The organism is Microbacterium sp. NPDC090007, assembly GCF_044748345.1.
Lineage (GTDB): Bacteria > Actinomycetota > Actinomycetes > Actinomycetales > Microbacteriaceae > Microbacterium.
The window spans coordinates 924,943-942,337 of sequence record NZ_JBIVFV010000001.1 but is presented as its reverse complement, the minus strand read 5'-3'; the positions used below and the strand labels follow the sequence as shown (position 1 = coordinate 942,337).

Annotated in this window: 14 protein-coding genes; 7 read left to right on the top strand and 7 right to left on the bottom strand. The window is 71.7% G+C overall.

Annotated elements, in window-relative coordinates:
• Positions 1 to 11: 11 nt before the first annotated feature.
• The gene (locus ACIPVB_RS04410; protein ID WP_400367319.1) at positions 12 to 788 is read left to right on the top strand and encodes a DNA-formamidopyrimidine glycosylase family protein; all 777 of its coding nucleotides are present in this window, start codon (positions 12 to 14) and stop codon (positions 786 to 788) included.
• Positions 789 to 1,075: 287 nt separating this feature from the next.
• Complete coding sequence (locus tag ACIPVB_RS04405; protein WP_076673580.1) at positions 1,076 to 1,483, top strand: transferase; 408 nt, start codon at positions 1,076 to 1,078, stop codon at positions 1,481 to 1,483.
• 274 nt (positions 1,484 to 1,757) lie between these two features.
• On the opposite strand, the gene ACIPVB_RS04400 is transcribed toward ACIPVB_RS04405, so the two are convergent.
• On the bottom strand, positions 1,758 to 2,147 hold the full coding sequence (locus ACIPVB_RS04400) for a DUF1304 domain-containing protein (protein ID WP_400367317.1): 390 nt from the start codon (positions 2,145 to 2,147) through the stop codon (positions 1,758 to 1,760).
• Positions 2,148 to 2,334: 187 nt separating this feature from the next.
• Between ACIPVB_RS04400 and ACIPVB_RS04395 the strand changes: the two genes are divergently transcribed.
• The 4 genes from ACIPVB_RS04395 to ACIPVB_RS04380 all read left to right on the top strand — a co-directional run bounded on the left by ACIPVB_RS04395 (position 2,335) and on the right by ACIPVB_RS04380 (position 6,066).
• A complete protein-coding gene (locus tag ACIPVB_RS04395; protein WP_400367315.1) occupies positions 2,335 to 2,910 on the top strand; it encodes a LysR substrate-binding domain-containing protein in 576 nt (191 codons plus the stop codon).
• A gap of 246 nt (positions 2,911 to 3,156) precedes the next feature.
• The gene (locus ACIPVB_RS04390; protein ID WP_400367313.1) at positions 3,157 to 3,888 is read left to right on the top strand and encodes a GMP synthase; all 732 of its coding nucleotides are present in this window, start codon (positions 3,157 to 3,159) and stop codon (positions 3,886 to 3,888) included.
• 242 nt (positions 3,889 to 4,130) lie between these two features.
• Complete coding sequence (locus ACIPVB_RS04385) at positions 4,131 to 4,946, top strand: tryptophan-rich sensory protein (protein ID WP_400367312.1); 816 nt, start codon at positions 4,131 to 4,133, stop codon at positions 4,944 to 4,946.
• A gap of 70 nt (positions 4,947 to 5,016) precedes the next feature.
• Positions 5,017 to 6,066: a sodium:calcium antiporter gene (locus ACIPVB_RS04380; RefSeq protein ID WP_400367310.1), complete on the top strand. Its 1,050-nt coding sequence runs from the start codon at positions 5,017 to 5,019 to the stop codon at positions 6,064 to 6,066.
• 34 nt (positions 6,067 to 6,100) lie between these two features.
• Here ACIPVB_RS04380 and ACIPVB_RS04375 read toward each other — a convergent pair whose 3' ends face one another.
• The gene (locus tag ACIPVB_RS04375) at positions 6,101 to 8,257 is read right to left on the bottom strand and encodes an alpha-galactosidase (protein ID WP_400367308.1); all 2,157 of its coding nucleotides are present in this window, start codon (positions 8,255 to 8,257) and stop codon (positions 6,101 to 6,103) included.
• A 52-nt stretch (positions 8,258 to 8,309) separates the two neighbouring features.
• Between ACIPVB_RS04375 and ACIPVB_RS04370 the strand changes: the two genes are divergently transcribed.
• Complete coding sequence (locus ACIPVB_RS04370; RefSeq protein ID WP_400367306.1) at positions 8,310 to 9,428, top strand: ROK family protein; 1,119 nt, start codon at positions 8,310 to 8,312, stop codon at positions 9,426 to 9,428.
• A 40-nt stretch (positions 9,429 to 9,468) separates the two neighbouring features.
• On the opposite strand, the gene treZ is transcribed toward ACIPVB_RS04370, so the two are convergent.
• The 5 genes from treZ to ACIPVB_RS04345 all read right to left on the bottom strand — a co-directional run bounded on the left by treZ (position 9,469) and on the right by ACIPVB_RS04345 (position 17,392).
• A complete protein-coding gene (gene treZ / locus ACIPVB_RS04365; RefSeq protein ID WP_400367304.1) occupies positions 9,469 to 11,220 on the bottom strand; it encodes a malto-oligosyltrehalose trehalohydrolase in 1,752 nt (583 codons plus the stop codon).
• Positions 11,221 to 11,318: 98 nt separating this feature from the next.
• Entirely contained in the window at positions 11,319 to 13,724 is a 2,406-nt protein-coding gene (gene treY, locus ACIPVB_RS04360) for a malto-oligosyltrehalose synthase (protein WP_400367302.1), read from the bottom strand.
• Positions 13,725 to 13,729: 5 nt separating this feature from the next.
• Positions 13,730 to 15,943 (bottom strand): glycogen debranching protein GlgX, encoded by a 2,214-nt coding sequence (gene glgX, locus ACIPVB_RS04355; protein ID WP_400367300.1) that lies wholly within the window; start codon positions 15,941 to 15,943, stop codon positions 13,730 to 13,732.
• Positions 15,944 to 16,055: 112 nt separating this feature from the next.
• Positions 16,056 to 16,541, bottom strand: a complete 486-nt coding sequence (locus ACIPVB_RS04350; protein WP_400367299.1) for a glutaminase — start codon at positions 16,539 to 16,541, stop codon at positions 16,056 to 16,058.
• Entirely contained in the window at positions 16,538 to 17,392 is an 855-nt protein-coding gene (locus ACIPVB_RS04345) for a transposase (RefSeq protein ID WP_400367298.1), read from the bottom strand. Before ACIPVB_RS04345 ends, ACIPVB_RS04350 begins: the two co-directional genes overlap by 4 nt.
• Positions 17,393 to 17,395 lie beyond the last annotated feature (3 nt).

The following is a 17,395-nucleotide window of genomic DNA, read 5'->3' as shown; positions in this document are numbered from 1 at the left end:
GCGGGTGAGAGATGCCTGAGGGCGACACCGTCTACCGCGCGGCCGCCAAGCTGCACGCCGCCCTGGCCGGCAGAGTGGTCACCCGTTTCGACATCCGCGTGCCCGGGAGCGCCACCGCCGATCTGCGCGGAGAGACGGTGCACGAGGTGGCGGCGCGCGGCAAGCACCTGCTGCACCGGATCGGCGGATACACGCTGCACTCGCACCTCAAGATGGAAGGCCGGTGGGACGTCTACCGCCCGGGCGAGCGGTGGCGCCGCGCGGCGTTCAAGGCCCGTGCGATCGTCGGGGTCGCCGGGGCCGAGGCGGTCGGCTTCGACCTCGCGATGGTCGAGGTCCTGCGCCGCGTCGACGAGCACACGGTCATCGGCCATCTCGGGCCGGACCCGCTCGCCGACGACTGGGACGAGGCCGAGGCGGTGCGCCGGGTCGCGGCGGACACGCGGGCGGCGCACGTGGCGCTGCTGGACCAGCGCAACGTCGCCGGTTTCGGCAACGTCTACGCGAACGAGCTGCTCTTCGTCCGCGGTATCGCCCCCACGCGTCCCGCCACCGAGATCGACGCGCAGGCGACCATCGCGCTGGGCGAGCGGATGATCCGCGCGAACCTCCCGCGTCCCGAGCGGACGTTCACCGGCGACAACCGCCCGGGTCGCCGGTTCTGGGTCTACCGTCGCGAGGGCGCGCCCTGTCGCCGGTGCGGCACCCCCATCCGCGCCACCAGCCTGGGCGCCTCGGCCACGAGCGAGCGCAACGTGTTCTGGTGCCCGACCTGTCAGCCCGCCTGACATCGCGGCGCGCTCACCGACCGGCATCCCCCTTCTTCCGCCACGTCCGGTGCCGGAGAGGTGCGAAGAAGCGAGGCCCCGCAGCGCGTCTGTCAACCCGCCCGTTCCTCCCGGTCTCGCGTGCGAGAACAGGGGGACAACGCAACCGACGGGGTACGCCGCCGATGTCTCGACGTCGAAAAAACCGATCTCGGTAGGGGCGACGAACAAGCAGGTGAGGGAATGGACGGCATTCCCGACCGGTTGTCATACATGTCGGCCAGCCCGAGGGCCGATCGGAGGGGATCGTGGGAAAGAACTACATCGACATCGAGAACGACCACGGCGAGACGCTGCGTTACCGCAAGCACGTCAATGGTCGCGGACTCGTCGCGCACGGCGCGAAGGTCCACCCGTCGGCACTCGTCGAGAACGGCGCGTACGTCGAACCCGGCGTGCAGATCGCGGCCGGTGTCCGAGTCGGACGCGGCGCGTGGATCGAATCCGACGCGGTCATCGGTCCAGAGGCCCGCATCGAGCCGCACGCGCACATCTGCGCGGGCGCCGTCATCGGCGCGGGCGCCCACATCGGCGTCCGCACCCAGGTCGGCCACAACGCGCGCATCGCCGTGGGCTCGCTCATCGGCGACGACGAGATCATCAACGACGGCGAAGCCGTCGCGACGGATCGGCGAGGGCTGCGTCTGGCCGCCTGAGCGCCGCATCCCGGCACACCCGACCCGCACGAATCTTCGGAGCGTGCGGGTTTTCGTTCCTGGGAGCGCCGCCGCAGAGGATCCGCGCGACCCGACCGCCGCGAGTCGGCCCCGCGTCCCAGGATCCGTCTCGCGGACCCGACCCGCGCAGGCGGTGCCGACCAGCCCAACCGCAACCGCCCCGCCGACACCCCGCCCACCCGATGACGCCGGCCGCGTGCGCCGGCCGCGTGCGCAGGCCGCGTGCGCAGGCCGCGTGCGCAGGCCGCGCGGTTCAGGCGAGGATCGCCAGCACCAGACCGATCAGCGGGAAGGTCCCCTGGATGGTGGCGGGACGCAGGTTCCGCCGCCCCGAGGTGACGAGCACCAGGGCGGCGGCGAGCATCGAGCCGAGCGAGAAGATCAGCAGCGTCCGGCCCGCGACATCGCCGATGCCGTTGACGATCCACAGCCCGATGCCCACGGCGGCACCGACCGCGAGGAACAGGTTGTAGAAGCCCTGGTTGTAGGCCAGGGGCTTGGTGATCTCGGCCGCCTGCAGGTCGGCGACGCCGAACACGCGCCGGGTCGCGGGCGCGGTCCATCTCATGCTCTCGAGCACGAAGATGTAGACGTGGAGCAGCGCCGCGAGGCTCGCGAACACGAGTGCGAGGATGCCGGTCATGCGACCACGTTAGCCGCGCGGCTAGCCTGGGGGTATGGCGAGCGGCAGTGGGTCACGCGGACGCGGCGGAACCCCCCGTCGGGCGGTAGGGTCGAGGCCCGCGGCGGCGAAGCGCGGTTCGACGCCCGCGGCGAAGAAGAAGCCGCCGCCCGCCCCGAGGCCGCCGCGCGAGGAGCCGCGCACGTTCGTGCTCGGGGCCGTCCCCGGAGCGACGCCCGGCAAGTGGATCGGCCTGTGGCGCGAACGGATGCCGCAGGTCGCCCTCGACCTGCGCGAGATCGCCGCGGCGACGCAGCGGGACGCGCTCGAGACGGTCGATGCCGCGCTGGTGCGCCTGCCGATCGCGGCATCCGATGATCTGCACATCATCCCCCTGTACGACGAACAGCCGGTCGTGGTGATGTCGACCGACGCGGATCTCACCGTGGCCGACGAACTGGATCTCGCCGATCTGGCGCGACAGGTCGTCATCACGCCGCTCGACGACGTGCTGGGTCTGACGGTTCCGGATGCCGTGACCCCGACCTTCGGCGCACCCGTCGACACGGGCGAGGCGATCGCCACCGTGGCCGCGGGTGTGGGGATCGTGGTCGTGCCGATGTCGCTGGCTCGTGCGCACCAGCGCCGTGACGTGGAGTACCGGGTACTGCGCGACGGACCGGTCTCGACGGTCGCGCTGGCGTGGCGACGAGAGCACACGACGCCCGACGTCGAGAGCTTCGTGGGGATCGTGCGCGGTCGCACCGCGCGCTCCTCCCGCTGATCGGCGGCGACGGCTGAGGCGTCGGCGGCATCCGCTCGCCCCGAGGACGGTCCGACGTCGCCCGCTGCGACCCGACGGGTCGCGCCGCGCTCGGAGGATTGCCCGTCTTAAGCCGGCCGCCCGCGTTGCCCGCGCTCCGGGTCCGACCTCGAGGGGCCCCGGGATGCCGCCCGACTCTCCCGCCCGGACGTTGCGGCGCGTTTCACCCTCGGCATCCGCGAAGTTCACCCCGCATAGAATCCCTGGGTGACCGCGTCCCTGCTCTACGTCTGCGCCCGCCCGCAGCGCGATGCGGCTGTGGCGGAGTGGGAGTCCTTCCGTGACGGCCTCGGGGTGCGTTCCGACGAGCTCGTGCACCACGATCTCGTGCGCGAGCCGCTGCCCGCCGATCTGGACCGCTTCGCCGCGGTCGTCGTGGGCGGCAGCCCGTTCAACGTCACCGATCCCGACAAGACCGACGAGCAGCGTCGGCTCGAGTGCGACCTCGAGCGCCTCGCCGCGGCGGCGATGGAGGGACGCACGACCGCGATGTTCACCTGTTACGGCATCGGGGTGGTGACGCGACTGCTGGGCGGCGAGGTGACCCTGCGGCATCCGGAGGCAACGGGTCCGGCCGCCATCTCGTTGACCCGCGACGGTCGCGCGGACGAGCTGTTCGGCCTGCTGGCCCCGCGCTTCGAGGCGCTCACCGCGCACAAGGAAGCGGCCGCGCGCGTGCCCCCGGGCGCGACGCTGCTCGCCGAGAACGATCTCTGCCCCGTGCAGGCCTACCGCGCGGGAGTCGGGCTGTGGGCCACCCAGTTCCACCCCGAGCCCACCGCCGACGCCTTCGTGGCGCGCATGCGGGTGTACCGCGACGCCGGGTACTTCGACGCCGACGCGTTCGACGAGGTGTCCGCCCACGTGCGCACCGCCTCGGTCGAGCAGCCCACGCGCCTGTTGCGCGCGTTCGCCGCGCGCGCCGTCGCCGCCGCCTGAGCCGGCCTGAGCCGCCCGGTCCCGCTCGCCCGGCCGGCCGACCGGCCGAACGACCTCGCCGCCGGGCCGCAGCCCCGTCCCGCGGATCCCGGCCCGACACGCCGCCCGGCGCCGCCCCCACCCCCGCGTGTCGACACCGGCATCCGCACGACGGCAGCGAACCCGCGTCACGGCCGAACGGCCCCGCCGCACCGCTGTCAACCCGCTGACACGATTTACCTAGCTTTTCTAGTGTTCTACCCATGAACGCAACAGCTCAGTGGCGCGGCTCGGATCTTGCGCGCCAGATCGTCGTCCTCTCCGCGGTGTCGTTCATGCTCATCGCGGCCGTCATCGGCGCCGGCGCCTTCGGCAACACCGCGGTGGAGGACCAGCAGGGCGGAGCGCTCAGCACGAGCGGCTCGTACCTCGCCCCCGCCGGTCCCGCCTTCTCGATCTGGTCGGTCATCTACCTCGGCCTCATCGTCTACGCGATCTGGCAGGCTCTGCCCGGCCAGCGCACGAACGCCCGCCAGCGGGCGCTCGGCTGGCTGATCGCCCTCACGATGACCCTCAACGGGCTGTGGCTCGTCGCCGCGCGTTTCGGCACCCTCGTGCTCACGGTCGTCGTGATCGTGCTCCTTCTCGCCGCCCTCGCCTGGACGTTCCGCGTCGCCGTCGTGACCCGCGAGCCACGTGGCGGCATCGTCGACGCCGTGCTCATCGACGGCGTGACGGGACTGCACCTCGGCTGGGTGACGCTGGCCACCGTCGCCAACACCGCCGCCTGGCTCACCACCGTCGTCCCCGCCGAATGGGAGAACGCCGCGGATGCCATCGGCATCGCCGTCCTGATCGTGGTCGCCCTCATCGGCGTCGGCATCGCGTGGCGCAGCGGCTGGCGCGTGGCGCCCGCGCTCGCCCTCGCGTGGGGCCTCAGCTGGCTCGCCGTGGAGCGCTTCACCGGCGAACCGCAGAGCGAACCGATCGGGGTGACCGCCCTCATCGTGGCCGTCGTCGTCCTCGTCCCCCCGGTGGCGGTGCGGGTGCTGCGCCTCGTGCGCCCCACCGTCGACTGACGGCCTAGCCCCCCGGCATCCGTCTCGCAAGAGGGTCGGATGCCGGGGGGCGCCGGACTTGAATCGTCCGGTGCAATCGCTGCCCTTCGCCCTTCTCGTCGTCATCTTCGTCGCCGCTGCCGCGGTGGTGTGGGTGGCCGGCATCCAGCTGTCCAAGGCCACCGACGTCCTGGACGCGCGCCTGCACCTCGGAAGCGCTCTGGGCGGTCTCATCGTGCTAGCCGTGGCGACGAACCTCCCTGAGATCGCGATCACCGTGTCGGCCGCCGTCTCGGGCAACCTCGAGGTGGCCGTCGGCAACATCCTCGGCGGCATCGCCCTGCAGACCGTGGTGCTCGTCATCCTCGACGCCTTCGGCACACGCGGGCGCGGTGTCGCACCGCTCACCTATCGGGCGGCATCGCTCTCCCTCGTCCTCGAGGGCGTGGCCGTGGTCGCGGTGCTGGCCGTGGTGATCGCAGGGAACCAGCTGCCGGATGGACTCGAGCTGCTGCGCCTGACCCCCGACGTCGTGCTGATCGCCGCTCTGTGGATCGTCGGTCTGGTCCTGGTGCAGCGCGCCGGGAAGCACCTCCCCTGGCACGAGGACGGCCGGGCGCCCGATGCGACGCCGAAGCGCTCGAAGACGCGGGGCGGAGAGAAGACGATGAGTACGAAGAAGGCCGCGATCGTCTTCTCGATCGCCGCCCTCGCCACGCTCGTGGCCGGTGTCGTCCTCGAACGGGCCGGGGAGGCGGCCTCGTCGCAGATCGGCCTCTCGGGAGTGCTCTTCGGAGCGACCGTGCTCGCCCTGGCGACCTCGCTCCCGGAGATCTCCACGGGACTCCAGGCGATCCGTCAAGGCGACGACGACCTGGCGATCAGCGACATCTTCGGCGGCAACGCCTTCTTGCCCGTGCTCTTCCTGCTCGCGACCGTGATCTCGGGGTCCGCGGTCCTCCCGCGTGCGAACGGAGCCGACATCTACCTGACCGCCCTGGCGGCCCTGCTGACCCTGGTCTACGTGGTCGGGCTGATCTTCCGACCGCGGCGGCGCATCCTCGGGATGGGCGTGGATTCCTTCGTCGTCCTCGTGCTGTACGCGGTGGGCATCGCCGGCCTGTTCGCGGTCGCCGGCTGAGACGGCGACGGCTCCGGTCCGTGGACGGAGGTCGTCACCCGGCCGACGCCGTCAGCTCCACCACGACGGCCTGCTGGGGGTTCTGGACGGGCGGACGGATGCCGGCCTCGGCCAGCTGGCGACCGGTCAGCGCCGTGTCGTGATGCGCCCAGGCGAGGGACGATTGCGCGGGCTCCTGGACGAGGCCGCCCGGGGTGACCAGGCGCAGGCGGTACAGCCGGTCGGGATCCAGGCCGGCCAGGCGCACGCGCCCGGTCGGTGAGGCGATGAGGGTCTGGGTCTGCGCGATCGTGAAGAACGCGTGATCACGGTCCGCAGAGACCACGCCGCGCACGTCGAGGCCGGGATCGGCGACGTCGACGTTGACCAGGCGCCCCGCGGCGACCAGGGGACGCACCCGTCTGGCCAGGGCGACCCACTCCCCCACGGTCGCCCGTTCGGCGTCGGTCAGTGCGGTCAGGTCCCATTCGATGCCGAAGTGCCCGAACAGGGCCGCCGCGCCGCTGAACGCCAGCGACACGGTCCGCCCCGTCGAGTGCACGTGGGGCGTGGTCAGGTGCATGCCCATCATCTCGGGAGGCACGACGAGCGCCGTGTAGCGCTGGGTCTCCAGACGCTCGACCGGATCGAGGCAGTCACTCGTCCAGATGCGGTCGGTGCGGTCCAGGATGCCGAGGTCCACGCGCGCCCCGCCCGAGGCGCAGCTCTCGATCTCGAGCCCCGGGAAGGCGGTCTTGAGCTCATCGATCAACCGGTAGACGGCGAGCGTGTGGGCGTGCACCGCCGAGCCGCCGCCGGGTCCGGTCGCGGCATCCACGAGATCGCGGTTGTGGTCCCACTTCACGTACGCGATCGGATACGACCGCAGCACGTGGCTCAATCGTTCGAAGATGTACGCGTAGGCGTCGGGATGCGCGAGGTTGAGGACCTGCTGCTGACGCGCCGACGGCGGCAACTCGTCGCGACCGCGCAGGATCCACTCGGGGTGCGCGCGGGCGACGTCGCTGTCGGGGTTGACCATCTCGGGCTCGAACCACAGGCCGAACTCCATCCCGAGGGCGACGACCCGGTCGGCGAGCGGACTCAGACCGTCGGGCCAGACGTCCTCGTCGACGTACCAGTCCCCCAGCCCGGCGGTGTCGTCGCGGCGGTGGCGGAACCATCCGTCATCGAGTACGAACCGCTCCACGCCGATCTCGGCGGCGACGTCGGCGAGATCGAGCAGGGTGGGCAGGCGATGATCGAAGTACACCGCCTCCCAGGTGTTGAGCGTGATGGGCCGGGGCCTCCGGGGGTGGTGCGGGCGCGCGCGCCAGGCGTCGTGGAAGCGCGTCGCGAGCTGGTCGAGACCGTCGCCCCACGATCCGTAGACCGTCGGCGAGGACGCCTCGTGGCCGGGCGCGAGCGAGATCTCGCCCCACGTCGCCAGCTCCCCGCCCGACAGCAGCGCCTCACCCAGCGGCAGGCGTTCGGCGAACATGCGCTGGTTGCCGCTCCAGGCGACATGGATGCCGTGCACCCGACCGGCCTCGAAACCGAAGCCGGGCCGCCCGGCGGCCAGCAGCAGCGTCGCGTCGGCGCCGGGGCGTCCGCGACGACTCTCGCGCAGGTGGGTGCCGAAGGTGAAGGCATGCCGCTGCGACGAGCGTTCGCGCAGGTGTCGACCGGTGGTGTCGAGGATCTCGGTCGCGTCCCACGGCAGCGGGAACGTGGGCTGGAGCGTCTGCACGACGAGGTCGTCGGTGCCGTCGTTGACGACGGTGAGGGTCTGGGCGAAGAGGCCGGCGGCATCCACCCTCAGCTCGGCCCGCAGGCGCAGCGCGCGCTGCGGGTCGATCAGGTGCAGTGTCAGGCCGTCGTCGGAGGAGTCGACGGATGCCAGGGCGAACACCGTCCCCTGCACGACACCGTCGCGACCCCCTTCGAATCCGGGTGCGCCGGGCCAGCCTGCGGCTGCGGTGGGGACGATGCTCAGGCGCGGCGTCCGATCGATGCCGCCCGAAACGCGCTGGGGGCGTGCGGCCACGATCATGGACGACAGCGCGGCGGCGTCGAGGTCGCCGAGGTCGGCGCCCCAGTGGATGATCGCGGGCGACGGCTCGGCGGTGAGGTCGACGACGACGCTCGTGCCGCCGTTGCGCAGGTGGACGGCGTCGCCGGCGGGGGTGACGGTCGCGGGGGCGTTCGACATGGAATTATTTTTATCACGGAACATTTCAGCGCCCGCCCCACGGAGGAACGTCATGCTGAGCGAGAGCGAAGCCGCCGTCGCGCGCGAGATCCTCATGCACGGTCCCCTCTCTCGGCGCGCCCTCGCCGCCCGGCTGCACCTCTCTCCCGCCAGCCTCACCCGCCTGACACGCCCCCTGCTCGCCGCGGGCCTCGTCGTGGAGCGCGCCGACGACGCCCCGGGCACGGTCGGGCGCCCCTCCCGACCGCTCGACGTCTCTCCCACCGCCGGGGTGTTCATCGGCGTCAAGCTGACCGGCGACCGCATGTACCTCGTCGCGACCGACATCCGCGCGCAGATCCTGACCTGTCTCGACCGCCCCCTCCACGACACGTCTGCTCCGGCCGTCGTCGCCGCGATCGCCGACGCCGTCGCCGGACTCGGCTTCGACGAGGTGCGCGCCGTCGGCGTGACCCTGGGAGGACACGTCGACCGGGGCGTCGCGGTCGACGCGCCCTTCCTCGGCTGGCGCGACGAACCCGTCTCCGCCGCGATCGAGGCGCGCCTCGGCATCCCCGTCACGCTCGAGAACGACGTCGTCGCCCTCACCGACGCCGAGCGATGGTTCGGACGGGGACGCGGCATCCCGGGATTCGTCGTCCTCACCATCGGCGCGGGCGTGGGCATGGGCCTGGTCGTCGAGGGACGCACCGTGCGCACGCCCGATGCGGGAGCCGGAACCGTCGGGCACCTCCCCCTGCGGATCGACGGGCCCACGTGTCCCCGCGGACACCGGGGATGCGCCGACGCGCTGCTCACCTCCGGTGCGCTCGTGACACGCGTCAGCCGGTCGCTGGGACGCGCGGTCGACCTCGACGAGGTGTTCGCGCGGGCCGCCGCCTCAGACCCGGTCGCCCGCGCGGTCGTGGACGACGCCGCAGACGCCCTCGGCACGCTGTGCGCGCTGGCGGCGAACCTGTCCCTGCACGCCGACATCGTGCTCGCCGGCGAAGCCGCCGCGGTCTACGACCTCGCGCCCGACCGCGTCGGCGCCACGCTCGCGCGCGGACGCGCCGAAGGACTCGCCCCCGTCACCGTGCACCTCGACGACGGCGGGTTCGCCGGCTGGGCTCGCGGCGCCGCCGCGGTGGCGATCCAGGCGGGCATGGACCGCATCCGACGGACGCACTGACGGCCCCGCCCCCGCGGGGACGGGGCCGTCAGCGGGTGCCTCAGAGAACGGGACCGATGATCGCGCTCGCCCCGGCCGGGACGGTGACGGTCGCGCCATCGAGGACCACGCCCTCGGCGGTGGCCAGCAGCACGCGGGAGCCCGAGACGACGGATGCCGTGGTCTCGGCATCCGAGAGGTTCACGGTCACGACCAGATCGCGGCGGCGCAGCTCGTACACGCGACCACCCGTGGCCTCGCGCGTGACGGCCGAGAGCCCCTCGCGCGACGGGTCGGTGAGCTCGGGTCGCTCGCGACGCAGCTTCGCCAGCTCGCGGTACAGACCGAGCAGCTGAGCGTGGTCGCCCTCGCCCACCTCGTCCCAATCGAGCGTGGAGTTCTCGAACGTCGAGGGATCCTGCGGGTCGGGCACGGAGTCCTCGTCCCACCCCATCTTCGCGAATTCGGCGATGCGCCCCTCGGCGGTGGCCGTGCCGAGCTCGGGCTCCGGGTGCGAGGTGAAGAACTGCCAGGGCGTGCTCGCTCCCCACTCCTCGCCCATGAAGAGCATCGGAGTGCCGGGGGCGGTCAGCGTCAGCACGGCCGCGGCGGCGAGGCGGTCGTAACCGAGCGTCTGCGACAGGCGATCCCCGGCGGCGCGGTTGCCGATCTGGTCGTGGTCCTGCGCGAAGGTGACCAGGCGCCAGTTCGGCACGTCCGCGGGTACGGGTTTGCCGTGCTTCTCCTCGCGGAACGACGAGTAGGTGCCGTCGTGGAAGAAGCCGCCCTCGTTGACCTTGCGGAACGCGCCGGGATCGGCGAAGTCCTCGTAGTAGCCCGTCGTCTCGCCGGTCAACGCGACGTGCACGGTGTGGTGCCAGTCGTCCGACCACTGCGCGGTCAGGCCGTATCCGCCGGCCTCACGGGGCAGGATGAGCTTCGGGTCGTTCATGTCGCTCTCGGCGATGGTCGTCAGCGGGATGCCGCGGTGGGCCGACAGGGCGTCGGTGCGCTCGGCGATCTGCTGCAGCACGTGCGGCTCGCGGTGGTCGAGCAGCGCGTGCACGGCATCCAGGCGCAGACCGTCGACGTGGTAATCGCCCATCCACATCAGGGCGTTCTCGACGATGTAGGCCCGCACGGCGTCCTCGTCGAGGTTGACCGAGTCGCCCCAGGTGTTGCGGCTGCCCTCGCGTAGGTACGCGCCGAACTCGGGCAGGTAGTTGCCCGAGGGACCGAGGTGGTTGTAGACGACGTCCTGGATGACGGCCAACCCCGCCGCGTGGGCGGCGTCGACGAAGCGCTGGTACGCCTCGGGTCCGCCGTAGGCCTCGTGGACGGTGTACCAGAGCACCCCGTCGTAGCCCCAGTTCCAGGTGCCGTTGAAGCCGTTCACCGGCAGCAGTTCGACGTGGGTCACCCCGAGGTCGACCAGGTGGTCGAGCCGGCCGATCGCGGCATCCAGGGTCCCCTCGGGGGTGAAGGTGCCCAGGTGCAGCTCGTAGATCAGACCGCCGGCGAGCTGCTTGCCCGTCCAGGCGGCGTCGTTCCACGCGTAGACCGAGGGATCGAACCACGCCGACGCCTCGTGCACGCCGCCGGGCTGACGACGCGAGCGCGGGTCGGGACGCAGATCGTCGCCGTCGCCCAGCACGAAGCCGTACCGCTCGCCGTCGGTCAGGTCGACCGGCGCCGTCCACCAGCCGTCGGCCGCCGACTCCATCTCGATGTCCTCGATCACGGTGTCGCCGCTGTCGTCCAACCGTCGCAGCCGCACCCGCTCTGCTTTCGGTGCCCAAACGTCGATGCTCATGCCGGTGTCCTTCTCTCCGCGTGAGGTGCCAGGAATTGTCGCTTCGCGAGTGCGTGAGGCGACGATTCCCGGCGCCTCACGCGCTCGCGAAGAGATGGTCAGAAGATCAGCAGGGCGACCGGGAGGAACGCCAGCAGATCGGCCAGGGGGGTCGGGCCGCCGGCGAAGGATCGACCGGTCAGCACGTCGACGACGGGCGTGTCGGGCAGCAGCACGACCGTGTCGCGCCAGCCGCCCGCGGCCTCCAGCCCGTGGGGCAGGCGGGTCGCCACGGCGAACACGCCGCCGCGGTCGAACGCCACGACGTGAGCGGAGGCCACTCCCGCCGCTTCCAGCGGACGGTAGATCTCGAGCGGGTGCTCGCGGCGCACCCGCAGGGCGCGCGAGGTCACGAGCAGCTTGGCCGCGCCCGTGGCATCCACCGCGGGAGGACGTGCCCCCGGCGCGTCGATCTGCGCGAGCAGGCGGGCCCGCTCGGCGAAGTCGACCGCGCGGCGGTTGTCGGGGTCGACGAGCGACTGCTCCCACAGCTCCGAGCCCTGGTAGACGTCGGGGACGCCGGGGCCCATGATCTGCAGCAGCTTGGCCGACAGGCCGTTCGACCACCCCGCCGGCGAGATCTCGTCGACGAAGGCGCGCACGCGTTCGGCGGCGGGTCCGGTGGCCGCGTCGACGACCGCGTGCATGCGCTCCTCGAAGGCCTCGTCCTGCTCCCACCAGCCCGTGGCCTCGGACGCCTCTCGCGCCGCCTTCTCGGCGTACGCGTGCAGACGCTCCCGGTAGACCTTCAGGCCCTCGGGCGTCGAGGCCGACGCGGGCCACGCGCCGACGATCGCCTGCCAGAGCAGGTTGTCGAAGGGCCCGTGTCCGGTCGACGCGATGTCGCGGAACTCCGCGAGCACCTCGGCCCAGCGTTCGGGGATCTCCGCGAGCACCGCGATGCGGGCGCGCGTGTCCTCGCCGCGCTTGGTGTCGTGCGTCGACAGCGTGGTCATGGCGGTCGGCCACGAGGCGTGCCGCAGCGCCTGCGCGGTGTGGAAGCCCGCGACGTCGAGCGAGAACTCGCCCGGATCGCCGCCCACCTCGGTGAGCGAGCCCAGTCGCGTGTAGCGGTAGAACGCGGTGTCCTCGACGCCCTTCGCCATCACGGGACCGGTCGTCTGCTGGAACCTCCAGGCGACCTCGAGGCTCGTGTCGGCGAGCACCGGGACGAGCTTCTCGATGACGTCGCCCAGTTCGGGGCGGCGCACCTCGGCCTCGCCCGCGGCGGCGTCGAGGTGCGCGCGGCCGGCCGGTAGATAGGAGCGGTAGACGGGGAAGCAGGCGAGGATCTCGGCGAGCGCGTCCTGCAGGACGTCGGCCTCGAACTCCTCGCGAAGCGATGCGGGAAGCCCCCGCACGATGCGGCGGATCTCGGACACCTGGATCGAGTCGGCGATCTTGCGCTTGGTGTCGTGGATCATGTCGTGCCAGCCGGTCAGCGGCGCGAGGTCGCTGTCGACGCGCAGGCGCGCATCGAGGCCGTCCAGCGCCGCCTCTCCGGCGGGATCGGTCAGCACGCGGTCGATCTCGGCGAGGGCGTCGTAGCCGGTGGTGCCGGCGGTCTTCCACCACGAGGGCAGGGCTTCGCCGTGCTCGAGGATTTTCTCGCCGAGCACGTAGCCGACCTCGCCCTCGCCGGCGTCCTCGAGGGCGACGGCGAGCCGGTCGAGGTAGCCGCCCGGGTCGACGAGGCCGTCCGGGTGATCCACGCGCAGTCCGTCCGCGAGCCCCTCGCGCACCCAGCGGAGGATCTCGGCGTGCGTGGCGTCGAACACCTCGGGCAGCTCGACGCGCACGCCCGCGAGGGTCGTCACCGCGAAGAACCGCCGGTAGTTGAGGTCAGCCGCCTCGTCCTGCCAGAACCGCAGCTCGAAGTTCTGCGCGTCCAGCAGCTGCTCGATCGCGGACCGCGAGCCCGAGGCCGCGGCATCCGTCCCCGTCCCCGGCGCGACCGGGAAGGCGTGCTCGTAGTAGCGGATCAGACCGTCAGGCGCATCGCCCGCGGGCGTCGGGTCGTACGAGATCTCGCCGATCTCGTCGGCCAGGTCGGCGCCCAGGATCGGCACGCGCACCTTGCCGTCGCCGAAGTCCCAGTCGATGTCGAACGAGTCCGCGTGGGTCGACGCGCGACCCTGACGCAGGACGTCCCACCACCACGCGTTGCTGCGCGGCTCCGAGACGCCCATGTGATTGGGGACGATGTCGATCAGGATGCCGAGCTCGTCGGCGCGCGCGGCGCGCACGAACCGGTCGAGCCCCTCGGCGCCTCCCCGCGCGGGATCGACCCGGGTGACGTCGACGACGTCGTACCCGTGGTCGGACCCGGGCGTGGCCTCCAGCAGCGGCGAGAGGTACGCCCACGACACCCCGAGGTCACGGAGATATCGCGTGACCTCGGCGGCGTCGTCGAGGGTGAAGCTGTCGCGGATCTGCAGGCGGTATGTCGAGAGCGGATGCCGCATGTCGTTCAGAGCTCCGGCTTGGGCGCCTGGCCGGGCACGTCGTCGGAGCCGATGGTCTGGATCTGCGCCGTGAGCGAGGCGGCGACCGAGTGGTCGACCTCGGGCTCGGGCAGGTGGTGCTCGCGCAGCACCATCAGCGACTTCGGCTCGAGCGGCAGGGTCTCGCCCGGGTTGAGCGGCTCCGTGTTGGCGCGTTCGCCCGCGGTGTCGACGTAGGCGTCCCACTTCGGCGCGTACTCGAAGTCGGGAAGACGGAAGTCGACCTTGTCGTCGCCGGCGTTGAACAGCACGAGGAAGTGGTCGTCGCTGATGGACTCACCGCGGCGGTCGCGCTCGCGGATGCCCTGGCCGTTGAGGAAGACCCCCACCGCCAGGCCGAAGCCGTTGTCCCAGTCCTCGGGCTGCATGAGCGAGCCGTCCGGACGCGTCCACACCACGTCGGGGATCGGCGCCCCCTCCTCCATCTTCACGGGGCGGCCGTCGAAGAACCGGCTGCGGCGGAAGGTGGGGTGCTGCTTGCGCAGACGGGCGAGGGCGGCGGTGAACTCGATGAGCGGGGTGTCCACGCTCGACCAGTCCACCCAGGTGATCTCGTTGTCCTGGGCGTAGCCGTTGTTGTTGCCGCCCTGGGTGCGCCCGAGCTCGTCGCCGTGCAGCAGCATCGGCACGCCCTGGCTGAGCAGCAGCGTCGCGATGAAGTTGCGCTGCTGCTGCGCCCGGCGCTTGAGCACCTCGGGGTCGTCGGTGGGACCTTCGACGCCCATGTTGCTGGAGCGGTTGTGCGATTCGCCGTCGTTGTTGTCTTCGCCGTTGGCGTCGTTGTGCTTGTCGTTGTAGGACACGAGGTCGCGCAACGTGAAGCCGTCGTGGGCGGTGACGAAGTTGATGGATGCCACGGGGAAGCGCCCCGAGTGCTCGTACAGGTCGGCCGAGCCGGTCAACCGCGACGCGAACTCCGCGAGCGCCTGCGGCTCGCCGCGCCAGAAGTCGCGGACGGTGTCGCGGTACTTGCCGTTCCACTCGGTCCACTGGGGCGGGAAGTTGCCGACCTGGTACCCTCCGGGGCCCACGTCCCACGGCTCGGCGATGAGCTTGACCTGCGAGACGATCGGGTCCTGCTGCACGAGTTCGAAGAACGCCGCGAGACGGTCGACCTCGTAGAACTCGCGCGCGAGGGTCGAGGCGAGGTCGAAGCGGAAGCCGTCGACGTGCATCTCGAGCACCCAGTAGCGCAGCGAATCCATGATCAGCTGCAGCGTGTGGGGGTTGCCCACGTTCATGCTGTTGCCGGTGCCGGTGTAATCGGTGTAGTAGCGCTTGTCGTCGTCCTCGAGGCGGTAGTACGCCTCATTGTCGATGCCGCGCATCGACAGGGTGGGGCCCATGTGATTGCCCTCGGCGGTGTGGTTGTAGACCACGTCGAGGATGACCTCGATGCCGGCGGCGTGCAGCGCCTTGACCATGGCCTTGAACTCCTGCACCTGCTGGCCGTGATCCCCGGTCGAGGAGTAGGTGTTCTGGGGGGCGAGGAAGGCGATGGTGTTGTAGCCCCAGTAGTTCGACAGGCCCTTCTCTTCGAGGGTCGAGTCGTTGACGAACTGGTGCACCGGCATGAGCTCGATGGCGGTGATGCCGAGCTTCTTGAGGTGCTCGATGACGGCGGGGTGGGCGATGCCGGCGTAGGTGCCGCGCAGCTCCTCGGGGACGTCGGGGTGCAGCTGGGTGAGGCCGCGCACGTGCGCCTCGTAGATGAAGCTCTCGGCGTAGGGGATCTTCGGCTGGCGATCGCCCGACCAGTCGAAGAACGGGTTGATGACCACGCCCTTCATCATGTGCGGGGCGGAGTCCTCGTCGTTGAACGAGTCGGGGTCGCCGAACTCGTAGCTGAAGACCGGCTGACCCCAGTCGATCTGACCCTCGACCGCTTTGGCATAGGGGTCGAGCAGGAGCTTGGCGGGGTTGAAGCGCTTGCCGTTGGCGGGGTCGTACTCGCCGTGCACGCGGTAGCCGTAGCGCTGACCGGGCTGCACGTTGGGAAGGTACGCGTGCCAGACGAAGGCGTCGACGTCGATCAGCTCGACGCACGTCTCCGTGCCGTCCTCGTCGAACAGGCAGAGTTCGACCTTCTGCGCTCCTTCACTGAACAGGGCGAAATTCGTCCCGTTACCGTCGTAAGTGGCCCCGAGGGGATAACTGGATCCTGGCCATACCTGCTGCACGTGCTCACGATAGACCTGCGTGGTTTCCCTCGAATGACGCGGTGTCGACTGTTGACACCCGACCGGTCGCCGACTATGCATCCGCGGCGCAGCAGCCGACCTATCGCGCTCCTCAGGCGCGTTCGGGGGGATGCCGCAGCAGCTCGATGCGCTCGTCGAGGTAGCGCCCGAGCGGCATGTACCCCCCGGCGGCGCTCCAGCGCACGAGCACGTCGCCGCCGCGCACGGCCAACGGCACGGACCGGGCGGACAGGCCGTCCGGATCCAGGACCGTCCACCCGATGTGCACCGTCTCACCCTCGGGCACACCCCCACGGGCGGCGGCGGCCGCGAGCTCGGCACGTCGGCGTTGCGACTCCGCGGCGAAGCCGCGGCGCACCTCGGCGCGGGAGCGCACGATGTCGCCGGTCGCGAGGACGTCGTCATCGGTCAGCAGGAGCACCCCGAGGTGCCAGGCGAGCCCACGGGTCGCGATGCGTGCGGGGCGCGGGATGCCGAGCAGCCGACGTCCCTCCTGCAGATCGCCGAAGCGCTCGCGCGGCGCGTCGGAGAGACGCGCCCTCGCCTCGCGCAACAGCTCGGTGAGGCGCCGGCTCATCGTTCCCCCTCGTCTCGGGCGACCGCGGCGCGCTCCCGCGCACGCTCGGCCGCGCGCAGGGTGTCGGCCGCGGCGGTGCGCTCCCGCTCGCGGGTCTGCACGACCTCGTCGGCATCGGCGAGGTCGCGTTCGGCCCTGGCCAGCTCGGCCTGTAACCCGGCGACGCGCTCGCCCGCGCGATCGGCCCGTTCTCGCGCCGTCGCGAGCCGCTTGTCGCTCGAGGCGAGCTCGCGTTCGGCGTCGGCCCGGGCACGGTCGGCCTCGCGCAGGGCGCGCTCGGCGGCCTTGCGGGCCCGCCGGGCGGCGAGATCGTCGCGGCCCGGCGAGATCGAGGCGGGCAGCGTCTCGGGCAGCGAGCCCGCCACCGCGCGACGCAGGGTCTCGGCATCGAGGTCGGCGAGGTCGACGGCCGCGATCAGTCGACCGGTGAGGATCGCCGCCGCCGCCCCTTCGTCCACGACGGCGGCATTGATGGTCTTCTGCACCGCCTCGGCCATCGACGCGCTGAGCACGGTGCCGGCGTCGGCGGCGAGCTCGGCGGCGCGGTGGGCGAGCGCCGAGACCAGCTGTCGGCGCTGGCGTCCCAGGCGCGACAGCTCGGCGGCATCCAGATCCTCTTGCGCCTCTCGAAGGGCCCGTGACAGCTCGACCGCCTCGCCCAGTCGACCGTCACGCACGAGCAGGTTCACCGCCCAGGCCGCCACGGTGGGCTTGCGCAGGCCGGCGATACGACGGGCGAGGGGCGCGGCGGCGGCGGCGGCACGCTCCGCGCGGGCAGCGGTGAAGCGCGTCGGCGGCGACGAGAGCAGGTCGGCGGCGACGTCGTCCAGTCGGGCGTCGTCGTCGCTCATCGT